This window comes from Halomonas sp. HG01, assembly GCF_000968715.2.
Classification (GTDB): domain Bacteria; phylum Pseudomonadota; class Gammaproteobacteria; order Pseudomonadales; family Halomonadaceae; genus Halomonas; species Halomonas halophila.
On sequence record NZ_CP022134.1, the window covers coordinates 1,379,950 to 1,394,265 of the forward strand.

General features: G+C 67.6%; 16 protein-coding genes. 10 read left to right on the forward strand and 6 right to left on the reverse strand.

Annotated elements, in window-relative coordinates:
- Nucleotides 1-19 precede the first annotated feature (19 nt).
- From ycaC to UN84_RS06540, 3 genes are read left to right on the forward strand one after another with little or no spacing between them, the layout of a single operon-like run.
- A complete protein-coding gene (ycaC, locus tag UN84_RS06530) occupies nucleotides 20-643 on the forward strand; it encodes an isochorismate family cysteine hydrolase YcaC (protein WP_046079617.1) in 624 nt (207 codons plus the stop codon).
- A 59-nt stretch (nucleotides 644-702) separates the two neighbouring features.
- Nucleotides 703-1,644, forward strand: a complete 942-nt coding sequence (locus UN84_RS06535) for a pirin family protein (protein WP_046079616.1) — start codon at nucleotides 703-705, stop codon at nucleotides 1,642-1,644.
- Nucleotides 1,645-1,680: 36 nt separating this feature from the next.
- Nucleotides 1,681-2,241 carry an antibiotic biosynthesis monooxygenase gene (locus tag UN84_RS06540; protein ID WP_046079615.1) on the forward strand — a complete coding sequence of 187 codons (561 nt, stop codon included), beginning with the start codon at nucleotides 1,681-1,683 and terminating at the stop codon, nucleotides 2,239-2,241.
- A 15-nt stretch (nucleotides 2,242-2,256) separates the two neighbouring features.
- On the opposite strand, the gene UN84_RS06545 is transcribed toward UN84_RS06540, so the two are convergent.
- Nucleotides 2,257-2,937 (reverse strand): DUF1826 domain-containing protein, encoded by a 681-nt coding sequence (locus tag UN84_RS06545; RefSeq protein ID WP_237022370.1) that lies wholly within the window; start codon nucleotides 2,935-2,937, stop codon nucleotides 2,257-2,259.
- 142 nt (nucleotides 2,938-3,079) lie between these two features.
- Here UN84_RS06545 and zigA point away from each other — a divergent pair, with 142 nt between their 5' ends.
- Together zigA and folE2 are read left to right on the forward strand one after the other, a co-directional pair.
- Entirely contained in the window at nucleotides 3,080-4,333 is a 1,254-nt protein-coding gene (gene zigA / locus UN84_RS06550) for a zinc metallochaperone GTPase ZigA (RefSeq protein ID WP_046079614.1), read from the forward strand.
- A complete protein-coding gene (gene folE2 / locus UN84_RS06555; RefSeq protein ID WP_046079613.1) occupies nucleotides 4,333-5,235 on the forward strand; it encodes a GTP cyclohydrolase FolE2 in 903 nt (300 codons plus the stop codon). The genes zigA and folE2 overlap by 1 nt, the downstream gene beginning before the upstream one ends.
- 21 nt (nucleotides 5,236-5,256) lie before the next feature.
- Here the strand turns inward: folE2 and UN84_RS06560 are convergent, their stop codons facing one another.
- Together UN84_RS06560 and UN84_RS06565 are read right to left on the reverse strand one after the other, a co-directional pair.
- Nucleotides 5,257-6,072, reverse strand: a complete 816-nt coding sequence (locus tag UN84_RS06560; RefSeq protein WP_046079612.1) for a metal ABC transporter permease — start codon at nucleotides 6,070-6,072, stop codon at nucleotides 5,257-5,259.
- Entirely contained in the window at nucleotides 6,072-6,788 is a 717-nt protein-coding gene (locus UN84_RS06565) for a metal ABC transporter ATP-binding protein (RefSeq protein WP_046079611.1), read from the reverse strand. Before UN84_RS06565 ends, UN84_RS06560 begins: the two co-directional genes overlap by 1 nt.
- 118 nt (nucleotides 6,789-6,906) lie before the next feature.
- Here UN84_RS06565 and UN84_RS06570 point away from each other — a divergent pair, with 118 nt between their 5' ends.
- Nucleotides 6,907-7,902, forward strand: coding sequence for a zinc ABC transporter substrate-binding protein (locus tag UN84_RS06570; RefSeq protein WP_046079610.1), 996 nt, complete (start codon nucleotides 6,907-6,909; stop codon nucleotides 7,900-7,902).
- Between the two features lie 217 nt (nucleotides 7,903-8,119).
- Nucleotides 8,120-8,590, forward strand: coding sequence for a GFA family protein (locus UN84_RS06575; protein ID WP_046079609.1), 471 nt, complete (start codon nucleotides 8,120-8,122; stop codon nucleotides 8,588-8,590).
- A gap of 95 nt (nucleotides 8,591-8,685) precedes the next feature.
- Here the strand turns inward: UN84_RS06575 and nhaD are convergent, their stop codons facing one another.
- Nucleotides 8,686-10,170, reverse strand: coding sequence for a sodium:proton antiporter NhaD (nhaD, locus tag UN84_RS06580; RefSeq protein ID WP_046079608.1), 1,485 nt, complete (start codon nucleotides 10,168-10,170; stop codon nucleotides 8,686-8,688).
- A 305-nt stretch (nucleotides 10,171-10,475) separates the two neighbouring features.
- On the opposite strand from nhaD, the gene UN84_RS06585 reads away from it, so the two are divergent.
- From UN84_RS06585 to UN84_RS06595, 3 genes are all read left to right on the forward strand, one after another.
- The gene (locus UN84_RS06585; RefSeq protein ID WP_046079607.1) at nucleotides 10,476-11,438 is read left to right on the forward strand and encodes a YbgA family protein; all 963 of its coding nucleotides are present in this window, start codon (nucleotides 10,476-10,478) and stop codon (nucleotides 11,436-11,438) included.
- Complete coding sequence (locus UN84_RS06590) at nucleotides 11,428-12,627, forward strand: methyltransferase (RefSeq protein ID WP_046079606.1); 1,200 nt, start codon at nucleotides 11,428-11,430, stop codon at nucleotides 12,625-12,627. Before UN84_RS06585 ends, UN84_RS06590 begins: the two co-directional genes overlap by 11 nt.
- A 97-nt stretch (nucleotides 12,628-12,724) precedes the next feature.
- Nucleotides 12,725-13,201 carry a GNAT family N-acetyltransferase gene (locus tag UN84_RS06595; protein ID WP_035599963.1) on the forward strand — a complete coding sequence of 159 codons (477 nt, stop codon included), beginning with the start codon at nucleotides 12,725-12,727 and terminating at the stop codon, nucleotides 13,199-13,201.
- A gap of 78 nt (nucleotides 13,202-13,279) precedes the next feature.
- On the opposite strand, the gene UN84_RS06600 is transcribed toward UN84_RS06595, so the two are convergent.
- The gene (locus UN84_RS06600; RefSeq protein ID WP_046079605.1) at nucleotides 13,280-13,750 is read right to left on the reverse strand and encodes an aminoacyl-tRNA deacylase; all 471 of its coding nucleotides are present in this window, start codon (nucleotides 13,748-13,750) and stop codon (nucleotides 13,280-13,282) included.
- A 121-nt stretch (nucleotides 13,751-13,871) separates the two neighbouring features.
- Nucleotides 13,872-14,297 (reverse strand): secondary thiamine-phosphate synthase enzyme YjbQ, encoded by a 426-nt coding sequence (locus tag UN84_RS06605; RefSeq protein WP_046080443.1) that lies wholly within the window; start codon nucleotides 14,295-14,297, stop codon nucleotides 13,872-13,874.
- Nucleotides 14,298-14,316 lie beyond the last annotated feature (19 nt).

Consider the following 14,316-nt stretch of genomic DNA (forward strand, 5'->3'; position numbering starts at 1 on the left):
ATGCAAAAGGAGAGCGATCATGTCCTTCACCTATAACCGCCTGGACAAGGATGACGTGGCGCTGCTGATGGTCGACCACCAGGCCGGCCTGCTGTCCCTGGTGCGTGACTTCAGCCCGGATGACTTCAAGAACAACGTTCTGGCGCTGGCTGACATCGCCAAGTTCTTCGACATTCCCACCATCCTCACTACCAGCTTCGAGGATGGCCCCAACGGGCCCATGGTGCCGGAGCTCAAGGAGGCGTTTCCGGATGCGCCGTACTTCGCGCGCCCCGGCCAGATCAATGCCTGGGACAACGAGGACTTCGTCGCCGCGGTCAAGGCCACCGGCAAGAAGCAGCTGCTGATCGCCGGCGTGGTCACCGAGGTCTGTGTGGCCTTTCCGGCGCTGTCCGCCCTGGAGGAAGGCTTCGAGGTGTTCGTGGTCACCGATGCGTCGGGCACCTTCAACCCGATCACCCGTGACGCCGCCTGGAATCGCATGTCCCAGGCCGGCGCCCAGCTGATGACCTGGTTCGCCGTCGGTGGCGAGCTGCATCGCGACTGGCGCAACGACATCGAAGGCTTCGGCGGCTTGCTGGCCGGTCATCTGCCGGCCTACTCGAACCTGATGCAGAGCTATGCTCAGCAGGCACGCAGCTGAGTCGTGCGGCTCGGCCTCGGGGCCGAGCCGTTCCGCTATCCACGCAGGAGAGACCGCCCATGAGCAGCCTGATCCAGGATCCTGAACCGCAGTCCTCGCTCGACTGCCCGATCGTCGACGGCAAGCGCCAGGTCCAGCACGTGCCGCCGCGGACCGCGGACGTCGGCGGCATTCCGGTCAACCGGGTGCTGCCGTCTCGCCATCGTCGCCTGGTGGGCGCCTGGTGCTTCCTCGACCATGCCGGACCCAGCGTCTTCAAGGGGGATGCCCGCGGACTGCGGGTCGGCCCTCATCCGCATATCGGCCTGCAGACCTTCACCTGGATGATCGAGGGCGAGGTGCTGCACCGGGACAGCCTCGGCAACCAACAGGTGATCCGCCCCGGCCAGGTCAACCTGATGACCGCCGGCCGCGGCATCAGCCACACCGAGGAATCGGTGCCCGGCGAGACGCATCTGCATGCCGCCCAGCTGTGGATCGCCCTGCCCGAGGCCGATCGGCGCACCGATCCGCGCTTCGATCACTATCCCGATCTGCCGGGCTGGGAAGCGCAGGGCGTCGCCTTCACGCTGCTCATTGGCGAGTTCGCCGGACGCCGCGCGCCGACGCTGGCCTTTTCCGAACTGGTCGGACTGGACCTTGCCAGCCGAGAGGCGAATACCGTCGAACTCCCGTTGCGTGAGGACTTCGAGTACGGCGTGCTGTCCCTGGAAGGCGAGATCGACATCGAGGGCGAGGCGTTCGCGGCCAATGAGCTGGCCTACCTGGGGCGTGGGCGCGACGCCGTCACCCTGACGCTGCCCGCCGACGGCCGAGCCATTCTGATCGGCGGCGAGCCGCTGGGCGAGGAGATCCTGATCTGGTGGAACTTCGTCGGCCACGGCAAGGCCGAGATCGCCGAGGCCCAGCGCGACTGGGAGGCCGGCAGCGAGCGTTTCGGCAGCATTCCCGACTACGATGGTGAGCGGCTGATGCCGCCGCTGCTGCCCTGGAAGGCCTGATTGGCCCCGTGTCACTCTTCAGTAGAAGGCAGTCCCATGACCGAGACCACGTCGGGCGCTAGCGTCACCATTCGCATTCAGCATCGCGTGCGGCCGGAGGCGAGAGATCACTACGAGGGCTGGCTGCGTCGCATCATCGAAGTGGCCGGGCGATACTGCGGTCATCAGGGCGTGCACGTGCTGAGGCCTACGGCGGATGGCTGCGACTACGAGATCGCGGTGCGTTTCGCTTCCGAGGAGCAAGCCGATCACTGGCGACACTCGGACGAGCGTCGCCGGCTGCTTGACGAGATCCTGCCCTCCCTGCAGCGCAAGGAAACGGTCGAGATCCACAGCGGTATCGACTACTGGTTCACGCCGTCGACCTCGAAGGCCAAGCAGCCGGTGCGCTGGAAGCAGTGGCTGGTGACCACTGCCGTGATCTGGCCGCTCACCATGCTGGTGCCGCTGTTCTGGCAGCCGCTGTTTGCCGTTCAGCCGGTGCTCGCTACCTGGGGAATACGGCATGGCCTCATCGCGGCCACCGTCGTGGCACTGGTGATCTACGTGGTCATGCCGCGTGTCGTGCGTCTGGTGGCGCGTTGGATGTTCGAATAGGCCCTCTTATCCGCCTCAACCGGGATCGATGGTCAGCAGCAGCCGCGGCTGACCCTCCGCCAGGGCCGGGCTGCGGTGCACCAGGCCGTGCGACTCGTTGCCGATCCAGCCGCTGCCCTTGAGCAGCGCCACATCGCCGGACTCCAGCCGGCGGATGGCGCCGTCGTCGCGCACGATCTCCGGCTTGGCGGCGCTCGGTGCCCCGAGTCCGGCGCGATTCACCACCGCTTCGGGCAACCATTCGCTGCCCGGGCCCAGATAGGTCGTGATCATCCTCACCGGCAGATTGTCGCAGTGGAAGCGCGGGCACATGGGCGCGTCCATCAGCCTCAGCCGCAGGCCCACCGTGTCGGTGTCGAACAGGAAGGCCATGGCCTCGGCCAGGATCACGACATCCTCCACCAGGGCGACGGACGCCGCGGGCGCGGCCAGGGTCTCGAACAGCGCGGTGCGCAGCTCGACGCCGGGCGCACCGCGCCAGTTGAACGACAGCGGACGCCCGGCTTCCACCTGGGCCAGGGCACCGGCCAGCAGGTCGCTGCCGACCGGGCGACGCATCACGGCCAGCGTGATGGCGTCCTCGAAGATGCGCGGCAGTACCTTGATGCCGCCGCCTTCCGCCCAGTGAGGCGTCGAGAGCGGACGTGGTGCCGAGGCGGCGAAGTCGGGGCAGGGCAGGGGCGTGGGGTGCGGCATGGAAGTCTCCGTCATGAGGCGGTTAGCGGGCTTGGGCGTCTTGCCAATTTGTTACGTTATAACGTATCTTTTCTGCCCTTGAAAGCCACGCTCTCTCGAGGGCGGGCGATGACCGTGACCAACAGGCAACAAGGAGAGACCGATGAGTGAACCTCATCCCCTGCCCGTGACCGTGCTGTCCGGGTTTCTCGGCGCCGGCAAGACGACCCTGCTCAACCATATCCTGGCCAATCGCGAGGGGCGTCGGGTGGCGGTCATCGTCAACGACATGAGCGAGGTCAACATCGACGCGGCCCTGCTGCGGCAGGACGAGGGCAACGGCGGTCCCGTCCCCGACGTCGCGGTCAACCGCGCCGAGCAGCGCCTGGTCGAGATGAGCAACGGCTGCATCTGCTGCACGCTGCGCGAGGATCTGCTGATCGAGGTGGCCCGCCTGGCCCGCGAGGGACGCTTCGACCAGCTGGTCATCGAGTCCACGGGCATCTCCGAGCCGCTGCCGGTGGCCGAAACCTTCACCTTCGAGGACGACAACGGCGAGAGCCTGTCGCGGCTGGCGCGCCTGGATACCCTGGTCACCGTGGTCGACGGTGCCAACTTCCTCACCCAGTATCGTGAGGCCCGGTCGTTGACCGAGGCCGGAGAGAGCCTGGGCGAGGACGACGAGCGCAACGTCGCTGACCTGCTGGTCGACCAGATCGAGTTCTGCGACGTGCTGCTGATCAGCAAGGCCGATCTGATCGACGAGCGCCAGCGCGCCGAGCTCGAGGCGGTGCTGCGAAGCCTCAATCCCGAGGCGCGGATCCTGGCCATGGCCCAGGGGGCGGTCCCGTTGGAGGAGGTGCTGGATACCGGCCGCTTCAGCTTCGAGCGGGCCCAGCGGGCACCGGGCTGGCTCAGGGAGATGCGCGGCGAGCACGTGCCGGAGACCGAGGAATACGGCATCGCCAGCTTCACCTACCGGGCGCGGCGGCCTTTCCATCCGCAGAAGTTCTTCGAGCTGCTGCACGCCGACTGGTTCGGCGAGCGGCTGCTGCGCTCCAAGGGCTTCTTCTGGCTGGCCTCGCGCCCGCGCCTCGCCGGGCAGTGGAGCCAGGCCGGCGGCGTCGCCCACTACGGCTTCGCGGGCCTGTTCTGGAAGGCCGTGCCCGAGGTCGACTGGCCGACGGATCCCGGCTATCTCGAGGCGATCGAGCAGGTCTGGGAGGAGCCCTTCGGCGACATGCGCCAGGAGCTGGTGTTCATCGGCCAGGGCATGGACGAGGCGCGCATGCGCGAGGCCCTGGACGGCTGCCTGCTCGATGACGAGACCCTGCTGGCCGGGCACGAGTTCTGGCGCGCGCTGCCCGATCCCTTCGCCGATTTCGCGCCCGCCGAGCTCGATGCCGAGGAGGCCTGATGACAACGCCGCTGATGGATATCGCCGACGGCGCCGCCGATCAGCCGGGGCGGCTGTCCTGGGTCGGCATGGAGGGCATCGATCTGCCGCTGACCCTGGCGGGTCGGCCGGTCCAGGCGCGCGCTCATGCCGGCGTCAGCCTGGACGCCGCCGAGGCGCGAGGCATTCACATGTCCCGGCTCTATCTGGCCCTCGAGCGTCTGGTCGACCGGGAGATCACCCCCGGGCGGCTTCAGGAGGTGCTGGCACACTTCCTCGACAGCCATCATGACCTCTCGCGCGAGGCCTTCCTCGACCTGGAGGGCGAGGCCATGCTGCGCCGACCGGCGCTGGTCAGCCCGCTGGCGGGGTGGAAGGCTTATCCCTTCGCGCTGCGCGGCCGGCTCGGGCCCGACGGCTTCGCGCTGCGGCTGTCGCTCGAGATCGGCTATTCCTCGACCTGCCCCTGCTCGGCGGGGCTGGCGCGACAGCTGATCCAGGAGCGGTTCGACTGCGACTTCGAGGACGAGACGGCGCTCGACCACGAGGCGGTGCGCCGCTGGCTCGGCGGCGAGCAGGGCATCGTCGCCACGCCGCACAGCCAGCGCAGCCGCGCGCATCTCGAGCTGCGCCTCGATGGCGGGCTCGAGGCCCTGCCGGTGGTCGAGGTCATCGAACGGGCGGAAGCCAGCCTCGGCACCGCGCTGCAGACGGCGGTCAAGCGCGTCGACGAGCAGGCCTTCGCTCTGGCCAACGGCCAGAACCTGATGTTCTGCGAGGACGCCGCCCGGCGCCTGGATCGGACCCTGCGCGAGCAGCCCGGCGTGGCCGGCTTTCGTCTGCGGGTGGTGCACGCCGAGAGCCTGCATGCCCACGACGCCGTGGCGCGCAGCCAGTGGAACTGGCCCGAGGCCGAGGGCTGAGGTCCTCCCCGGGGTGCGGGCCTAGTGGTCGGACCGTGCCGACCGGGAGCGGAAGCGACACGCACTGGCCAGGCTCGCGCACAGGAACAGCAGCGTGGTCACGCAGACGATGGTGGGGCCGGTAGGGGTGTCGAAGCGATAGGCGGCCATGAGGCCGCCGTTGGCCGAGAAGATGCCGACCGCCGCCGCGGCCATCGCCATCCGCTCCGGCGTGCGGCTGAACGGCCGGGCGGTGGCCGCGGGGATGACCAGCAGCGCGGCGATCAGCAGCACGCCCACCACCTTGATGGCGACGGCCACCACCAGTGCCAGTGACAGCGTCAGCACCAGCTGCTCGCGCTTCGGGTCCATCCCGGCGGCATGGGCGAGGTCCGGGTTCAGGGTCGAGGTCAGCAGCGCCGGCCAGCGCCAGCTCAGCAGTCCCAGCACCATCAGCGCGCCGCCCCAGATGATGGCGAGATCCTGACGGCTCACGGCGAGGATGTCGCCGACCAGATAGCCCATCAGGTCGATGCGCACGCCGGAGACGAAGGACACCGCCACCAGCCCGAAGGCCAGTGCCGCATGGGCAGTGACGCCGAGCAGCGTATCCATGGCATAGCCCCGGCCACTCAGCAGCGACACGGCCAGCGCCATCAGCAGCGAGACCGCCAGCACCCCGGCGAACAGGGAGGTGGACAGGACCAGGGAAAGGGCGACGCCGAGGATGGCCGCGTGGGCGGTGGCATCGCCGAAATAGGCCATGCGCCGCCACACCACGAAGCAGCCGAGCGGTGCGGCCGCCAGGGCGACGCCGGTGCCGCCCAGCGCGGCGCGAACGAGGAAGTCATCGAGCATCAGGAAAGCGCCTCCTCGGGCGCGTGATCGTGGCGATAGAAGGCGACGGCATCGCGTTCGTCGACGCCGAGCAGATCGCGATAGGCCGATGAGCCGGCCACCGTGTCGGGAGGTCCCTGGCAGCAGATCCGCCCGTTCAGGCACACCACGCGGTCCGACGCACGCATGACCACATGCAGCTCATGGCTGACCATCAGTACCCCGCAGCCCAGCTCCCGTTTCACCCGCGCGAGCTGGCGGTAGAACTCCGCGGTGCCGCGGTGATCGAGTCCCTGATTGGCCTCGTCGAGGATCAGCAGGTCCGGAGAGGTCAGCAGAGCCCGAGCCAGCAGCACGCGCTGGAACTGACCACCCGACAGGCCGCTCATCTGCCTGTCGGCAAGCCCGGCCGCATCGGCCCGTTCCAGCGCGCGCCGCACGGCGTCGTTGGAGTGGCGCCGGGGTAGGGCCATGAAGCGCGACACGGTCATGGGCAGGGTGGGATCGATGTGCAGGCGCTGCGGCACGTAGCCGATGGTCAGCGAGGCGTCGTGGGATACCCGACCCCGGCTCGGTGCCAGGGCGCCGATGATCACGCGTAGCAGCGTGGTCTTGCCGGACCCGTTCGGCCCGACGATGGTGACGATCTCGTTCCTTTCCAGGGACAGGTCGATGCCGTCCAGGATGGTATGGCCACGTCGGGTGACGCCGACGTCGCTCAGGCTCAGTAGGGGCATGGCGGCTCCATCAGGTCGTCGTTGCTCCGCCAGGGGCAGCCTCGACAGGGGACTTGCTAAAAACGTTATGATATAACATTTTATTCGTGACCTGAAAGAGACCTGAAAGGAGATCCCCATGCCCCTGAATCGCCGTCCCTGGCTTCTCTCGTTGCTGGCCGTCCCGGGCTTCGCGGCCGCCGATGTTCCCCGCGTCGCGGTGGACATTCCGCCCGTCCAGTCGCTGGTCGCCCAGGTCATGGGCGATCTCGGCACGCCGATGCCGGTCATCCAGCCCGGTGCGTCACCTCACGGCTATTCCATGCGCCCTTCGGAGGCCGCGACGCTGGACCGGGCCGACGTGGTGTTCTGGGTCGGCGATGCGTTGACGCCCTGGCTGGCGAAATCGCTGAGCACCCTGGCCGCCGACGCGACCACGATCGAGCTGCTCGATGCGCCGGGGCTGGTCCGTCATGACTTTCGCCAGGGGGCGACCTTCGCCGCCCATGACCACGGCGAGGATCATGCTCACGACCACGACCACGACCACGACCACGACCACGACCACGACCACGATGAGGCCCATCATGAGGCCGGACATCATCACCATCACGAGGGGCTGGATCCCCATGCCTGGCTGGATCCCCGCAATGCCCAGGCGTGGTTGACGCTCATGGCTGATACCCTGGCCGAGGCGGACCCTGAACACGCCGAGACCTATCATGACAACGCCCGCGCGGCTCGGGCGAGCCTGGATGACCTGATCGACGACGTGCAGCGGCGCCTGGAGGAAGCCGGTGAGCCGCGATTCATCGTCTTTCATGATGCCTATCAGTACTTCGAACGCCGCTTCGGGGTGCCGGCGGCCGGGGCGATCTCGCTGGGAGATGCCTCCGACCCGAGCCCGGCCCGGATCCAGCGGGTGCAGGACCAGGTCTCGGCGCTCGATGTTCGGTGCGTGTTTACCGAGCCGCAGTTCAATGCCGATCTGGTGCAGAGCGTGTTCGGCGACATGCCCGTCGACACCGCGATGAGGATCGATCCCCTGGGCGTGGGCCACGAGCCCGGCCCCGGTCTCTATGCCGGGGTCATCGAGGATTTGGCCGATGGTCTGTCGCGGTGTGCGGCGCCCTGAACATCGTCTCCGGGCGGTGAGAAGCAGTATGGACCGTGGATGGTCGTCCTATCGATACCGCGAGGCATAGCAAGCGACACGGCGTCGGCTGACGTCGGGAACCCATCGGCCGGGCATGCCCGGTCGATGGCCGTTTCAGGCGTCATCTTCGATCAGGTGTCGACTAGTCTGGAGGGCAGGGTTGAATGCCAGAGCTGAATGCCAAAGGAGCGACACCATGCAACTCGAGGGTTCCTGTCACTGCGGGGCGATCCACTTCCGCGTGGAAGCGCCGCACCCCTATCCGTTCAATCGCTGCTACTGCTCGATCTGCCGCAAGACCGCGGGCGGCGGCGGCTATGCGATCAATCTCGGGGCCCTGGCCGAGACGCTCAAGGTCGAGGGCGCCGAGCACGAGACCATCTATCAGGCGGTGACCGATGGCCAGGCGAGCCCCGGCGAGCGTCACTTCTGCTCGCGATGCGGCAGCGCGCTGTGGGTGTTCGATCCGCGTTGGCCCGAGCTCGTCCATCCCTTCGCCTCGGCGATCGACTCCGAGCTGCCGGTGCCGCCCGAACGCGTTCATCTGATGCTGGGCAGCAAGGCCAGCTGGGTGGACGTCGAGGCCGGCCCCGACGATCGCTGCTTCGACGGCTATCCGGACGAGAGCCTGGCCGACTGGCACCGGCGACTGGGGCTGGAGGAATAAGCCTGGCGCGCTAGCCATCGACCGAAACGGCACGCGGCGGGCCGAGGCCCGCCGCGCGATGAGACGTCTCAGGCCCGAACGGGCCGAGGCGCTGTTCAGTGGAAGACGTTGAAGCTGTCGGCGTTGATCCACAGGTGCATCAGCACGCTGGCCACGTAGCCCAGGGCGATGACCGGCGCCCAGCGCATGTGGGCGGCGAAGGTGTAGATGCCGCGGGCCTGTCCCATCAGTGCCACGCCGGCGGCGGAGCCCACCGAGAGCAGGCTGCCGCCCACGCCGGCGGTCAGGGTGATCAGCAGCCAGTTGCCCATCGACATGTCCGGATCCATGGAGATCACCGCGAACATCACCGGGATGTTGTCGACCACCGCCGAGATCACGCCCAGCACCACGTTGGCCAGTGTCGGATCCCAGCCGGCATAGAGCGTTTCGGAGAGCAGGCCCAGGTAGCCCATGAAGCCGAGGCCGCCGACGCTCATCACCACGCCGTAGAAGAACAGCAGGGTATCCCATTCCGAGCGGGCGATTCGGGTAAAGACGTCGAACGGCACCACGCTGCCCAGCGCCTCGAGCTTGCGCCAGTCGCCGCGCTGGCTGTAGCGGGTGCGCTTGCGCTCCAGCGAGCGCGGCAGGCTGCGGCGCAGGTAGTAGCCGAAGAACTGCAGGAAGCCGAGACCGGTCATCATGCCCAGCGCCGGCGGCAGGTGCAGCACCGTGTGGCACAGCACCGAGATCACCACGGTCAGCAGGAACAGGCAGACGATGCGCCGCGCGCCGCGCTTGAGCCAGATGTGCTCCTCGAGGGCGCCGGGCTTCTTGTTCTGGATGAACAGGCTCATGATGATCGCCGGCACCAGGTAGTTGACCAGCGACGGCCCCAGCAGCTCGAAGAATTCCTGGAACTCGACCAGCTTGGCCTGCCAGACCATCAGCGTGGTGATGTCGCCGAAGGGGCTGAAGGCGCCGCCGGCGTTGGAGGCCACCACGATGTTGACGCAGCACAGGCTGATGAAGCGCTTGTCGCCCTCGGCCACCTTGAGCACCACCGCGCACATCAGCATGGCGGTGGTCAGGTTGTTGGCCACGGTAGAGATCCAGAAGGCCAGCAGGCCGGTGATCCAGTACAGGGCGCGATAGCTGAAGCCCTTCTCGACCATCCAGGCGCGCAGCTTGTCGAACACGCGGCGCTCCTCCATGGCGTTGACGTAGGTCATCGCCACCAGCAGGAACAGCAGCAGTTCGGTGTATTCCAGCAGGGTGGCCTTGAAGGCGTGCTCGGCCGCATCCGGCAGGCCTTCCTGGACGTAGACCCAGCCGATCAACGTCCAGATAAGGCCCGCCGCGACCAGCACGGGCTTCGACTTGCGCATGTGCAGCTTTTCCTCGGCCATGACCAGCGCATAGGCGAGGATGAACAGCGTGACGGCGACGAAGCCGCTCAGCGTATAGGTCAGATCCAGCTCACCGGCGCCGGCGGCCAGTACCTGAGGGCTGAACAGCAGCAGTGCCGCGAGCACGAGAAAACCTGGCCACCGGGCGTGTTGCCGGGGCCAGTATTGCGGTCGACATCTTGTCGGCATGGCGAATGCATCCTGGGATTGGAGGGGGAGGGGGAAAAAACGCGCGCAATTCTACTACAGGGGCCGTTTTATCACTATGCGTGGCCGACCCTCATAGCGTGCTAATGGTGTCGACTTTCGGCTAATGCGACGCGTCGCGCAACGGGGCGGCCCCACGGGTGGGCGACAGCCTGGCGCGCCAGGCTTAAGGAAGGCTTAACGGCGTGAGATTCAGGGCATCCCGGCCGCACTCGCGAGGCGAGGAGCGCGGCGTTATCCTGTGCGCATTCACCTTTGCATCCCCGCCAGGGCCAAGGAGGCTCGTCATGACGTCGCATCCGCAAGAGGGCATTCCGGTCGGTATCAGCGCCTGCCTGACCGGCCAGGAAGTGCGCTACAACGGTGGCCACAAGCGGTCCCGCTACTGCCTGCAGGTGCTCGCGGAGCGCTTCGCGTTCGAGCCTTTCTGCCCGGAGCTGGCCGCCGGCCTGGGCGTGCCCCGGGAACCGATTCGCCTGGTCGGCAAGGTCGGCGAGACGCCGCGGGTCAAGGGCAGCGTCGATGCCTCGCTTGACGTCACCGAGCGTCTGGAGGAGGTCAGCGAGTCCTTCATCGAGGCGCATCGTCACCTGCGCGGCTTCGTGCTGATGAAGGGCTCGCCGACCTGCGGGCTCGAACGGGTCAAGGTCTATCACCCCAATGGCATGCCCAGCCACGCCGACTCCGGCGCCTTCGTGCGTGCCATGCGTCGCGACTATCCGGAGCTGCCGCTGGAGGAAGAGGCGCGGCTCAACGATCCGGTGCTGCGCGAGAACTTCATCACCCGGGTCTATGCCCTGGACGATTGGAAGCGCAACGTAGAGCCCGAGCCCAGCCGTCATGCCCTGATCCAGTTTCACAGCCGCCAGAAGTTTCTGCTGATGGCCCATCGGGTCGAGACCTATCGTGAGCTGGGGCGCTATCTGGGCGAGGCCCATGACGTGCCGGTGGAAGAGGCCGCGTTTCACTATCTGCGACGCTTCATGGAGGCGCTGTCGCGGCCGGCCACGCGCAAGTCCCACACCAATGCGCTCATGCACGTGATGGGCTATCTCAAGCGCGCGCTGGACGGCGACACCCGCCAGGATCTGCTGGCCGCGGTGGAGGAATATCGCCTCCAGCAGGTGCCGCTGGCAGTGCCCATGCGGCTGCTCAATCACTATATCCAGCGCCACGGATCCGACTACATCCGCGCTCAGTCCTACCTCCACCCGCATCCCTACGAACTCGGCCTGCGCAATGCCATCTGAGCCGGCCCTCGAGACACGCTTCCACGCGCTGACCGAGCGGCTGGCCGAATGGCAGGCGCTATGGCGGCCGCTGCCCTTCCAGCACCGTGGCGTGCCCTGGGGCGAGCGTGCTCCGGGGCTTGCCGAGGCGCTGCTGGCACTGTCCGACGACGAGGCCGAGCGCCTCCAGGCCAGGCCCTTCGACGCTTCGCCGCTGGCGGCATGGTTGCCGGTCGATGTGCTGGCCGAGGCGGTCGACCTGCCGGATCTGGTTTCTGGCGAAGAGGCGCTGCCGGCGAGCTGGGGCGAGGGTATCGGCGCGCGCAAGTGGCGTCAGATCCAGGCCTTCGCCGGCTGCGTGGCATCGGGCGACGACGAGTCGCTGCTGGAATGGTGCGCCGGCAAGGGCCACCTGTCGCGGACCCTGGCCCGGCGCGATGGCCGTCCGGTCACCGGCCTGGAGTGGCAGGCGTCGCTGTGCGAAGCGGGGCAGGTCCTGGCCGAGCGCCAGGGTCAGCCGGTGACACTTTACCGCCAGGACGTGCTGGCCGAAGGCGCCGGCGACTGGCTGGCGCCGGGCCGGCGCGTGGCGGCGCTGCACGCCTGCGGCGACCTGCACGCCCGGCTGCTCGAGCTGGCCGTCGAGCGCGGCGCGGCGGTGACGCTGGCGCCCTGCTGCTATCACCGCACCGAGGCCGTCGACTACCGTGCGCTGTCGAATCGGGGCAGGGCACTGATGGCCGAGCACGGCTTGACGCTATCGCGTGAGGACCTGGCCATGGCGGTGCAGGAGACGGTCACGGCACCGCAGGGCGTGCGGCGTCATCGTCGGCGTGCCAACGCCTGGCGGTTGGGCTTCGACCGCCTGCAGCGTGAGGTGCGTGGCCGAGATGAGTACCTTCCCGTGCCCAGTTGCGCCTATGGCAGGCTTCCCGGCGACTTCGCCGGCTTCTGCCGCTGGGCGGCCGAGAACAAAGGTGTCACACTGCCCAAGGAGGTAGACTGGGCCCCCTTCGAGACCGCCGGCTGGCGGCGCCAGGCCGAGGTGGAGCGTCTCGAACTGGTGCGCCATCTGTTTCGTCGGCCGCTCGAGGTCTGGTTGGTACTGGACCGAGCCTGGCGACTGGTCGAGGCCGGCTATCGGGTGCGCCTCGGTACCTTCTGCGAACGCGAACTGACGCCACGCAATCTGCTGCTCGAGACGCGCTGAGCCGTCGCGCCTCGGGCGTGTACAACGATAACGACATCGACCCGCCATGAAGAACATCGCGCCCGACAAGACAGACAAGACCGACAAGGAAGTGCTCATGTCCGATTCCCCCTGCCTGATCCGCCCGCTCCAGATGAGCGACAAGCCGGAATGGGCACGCCTGTGGCAGGACTACCTGGCCTTCTATGACACCGAGCTTCCCGAGGCCGTCTACGATCACACCTTCGAGCGGCTGCTGGCCGTCGGCGAGAGTGAGCCCGGGTGTTTCGTGGTGGACGTGCGAGAGGCCGACGGGCAGGAGACGCCGGCCCTCGCGGGGCTCGTCCACTACCTCTATCACGCGCACTGCTGGAAGCTGGGGCCGGTCTGCTACCTGCAGGACCTGTTCGTCGATCCCCGCTATCGCGGCAAGGGGCTGGGGCGCCGGCTGATCGAGCGCGTCCATGGCCAGGCCGGTGAGGACGGCGTCACGGACATCTACTGGATGACCCAGGAGTTCAACGAGCCGGCGCGCCGTCTCTACGACCGGGTCGGGGCACTGACACCCTTCATCAAGTACGTGCGCAGCGCCTGAGCGAGCACCGTTTCGAGCCCACATGAATCGGCCACGCCCCAAGGGGCGTGGCCGATTGTCGTGTCGCGTGACGGCGACTCAGTGGGGTCGACTGAAGGCGCCGTGCCGGCTGCCGGTCATCAGGCGCTCGAACTCGTTGCCGCTCATGTGCACCAGCGTCTCGTGGTCGCCGGCATCGAAGTAGATATCGGGCTGGTGGCGAAGCTGGTCATCGAGATAGACCTTCAGGCCATAGGCCTGGCCCACGGCGATGGTCGCGCCGGGGTCACAGTCGTCGAACTCGCGCTGGATCTCCTCCTCGGAAGCCAGTTCGAAGTGCTCATGGAACAGCTGTGAGAGTTTCTGCAGGTCCGCATCCCGGGTGCTGGGCACCACGGCGACGCGATATCCCTGGTCGCCGTGCAGCATGACGGCCTTGGCCATCTGGTGGCCGCCGACGTGGGACATCTCGGCGATGCGGCTGGTGGAAACCGCGTGTGGGTGAGTGACCTCCTCGTAGTCGATGTCGCAGGCGCGGAGGTACTCCCTGATCGTCATCGGCATGGCCATGACGGGCTCTCCTTCGGCCTCGCGGGCCGAACCATCGATTGCCGCGCCTCCCTGCCTGGCAGGCGTGTCTTCCTGACTTCAAGCATAGTCCGTCGCGTCTGGATCATCCCACGGAGGGCGGCTAACGGGTGCGGCCGTTGAGGGTGGCGATGATGCGCCGGCTTCCACCGTGGTCGCGGTGTTCGCCGAGATAGAGCCCCTGCCAGGTCCCCAGCGCCAGTCGACCGTCGCGTACCGCCAGGGTCAGCTGGGTGCCGAGCAGGCTGGCGGCGACGTGGGCGGGCATGTCGTCCGGCCCCTCGATGGTATGCCTGAAATAGGGCAGATCGTCCGGTACCAGGTCGCGCAGGAAGGCGTCCAGGTCGTGGCGCACGTCCGGATCGGCGTTCTCGTTGAGGGTCAGCGAGGCCGAGGTGTGCAGCAGCTGCAGATGCAGCAGACCGACGTCGAGCTCGGCCAGCGCCGGCAGCTGACGGGCGATCTCGTCGGTGATCAGGTGAAAGCCTCGGGCGCGAGGGGCAAGGCGGATCTCGTGCTGGTCCCAGATCATGGCGGTCTCCCCTTGG

Coding starts and splice junctions, on each gene's coding strand:
- nhaD (WP_046079608.1), bottom strand. CDS start 10,170: ATGCCGACAAGATGTCGACCGCAATACTGGCCCCGGCAACACGCCCGG.
- UN84_RS06600 (WP_046079605.1), bottom strand. CDS start 13,750: ATGGCCATGCCGATGACGATCAGGGAGTACCTCCGCGCCTGCGACATC.
- ycaC (WP_046079617.1), top strand. CDS start 20: ATGTCCTTCACCTATAACCGCCTGGACAAGGATGACGTGGCGCTGCTG.
- UN84_RS06590 (WP_046079606.1), top strand. CDS start 11,428: ATGCCATCTGAGCCGGCCCTCGAGACACGCTTCCACGCGCTGACCGAG.
- UN84_RS06535 (WP_046079616.1), top strand. CDS start 703: ATGAGCAGCCTGATCCAGGATCCTGAACCGCAGTCCTCGCTCGACTGC.
- UN84_RS06570 (WP_046079610.1), top strand. CDS start 6,907: ATGCCCCTGAATCGCCGTCCCTGGCTTCTCTCGTTGCTGGCCGTCCCG.
- UN84_RS06575 (WP_046079609.1), top strand. CDS start 8,120: ATGCAACTCGAGGGTTCCTGTCACTGCGGGGCGATCCACTTCCGCGTG.
- UN84_RS06595 (WP_035599963.1), top strand. CDS start 12,725: ATGTCCGATTCCCCCTGCCTGATCCGCCCGCTCCAGATGAGCGACAAG.
- UN84_RS06545 (WP_237022370.1), bottom strand. CDS start 2,937: ATGCCGCACCCCACGCCCCTGCCCTGCCCCGACTTCGCCGCCTCGGCA.
- UN84_RS06585 (WP_046079607.1), top strand. CDS start 10,476: ATGACGTCGCATCCGCAAGAGGGCATTCCGGTCGGTATCAGCGCCTGC.
- UN84_RS06565 (WP_046079611.1), bottom strand. CDS start 6,788: ATGCCCCTACTGAGCCTGAGCGACGTCGGCGTCACCCGACGTGGCCAT.
- zigA (WP_046079614.1), top strand. CDS start 3,080: ATGAGTGAACCTCATCCCCTGCCCGTGACCGTGCTGTCCGGGTTTCTC.
- UN84_RS06540 (WP_046079615.1), top strand. CDS start 1,681: ATGACCGAGACCACGTCGGGCGCTAGCGTCACCATTCGCATTCAGCAT.
- UN84_RS06560 (WP_046079612.1), bottom strand. CDS start 6,072: ATGCTCGATGACTTCCTCGTTCGCGCCGCGCTGGGCGGCACCGGCGTC.
- folE2 (WP_046079613.1), top strand. CDS start 4,333: ATGACAACGCCGCTGATGGATATCGCCGACGGCGCCGCCGATCAGCCG.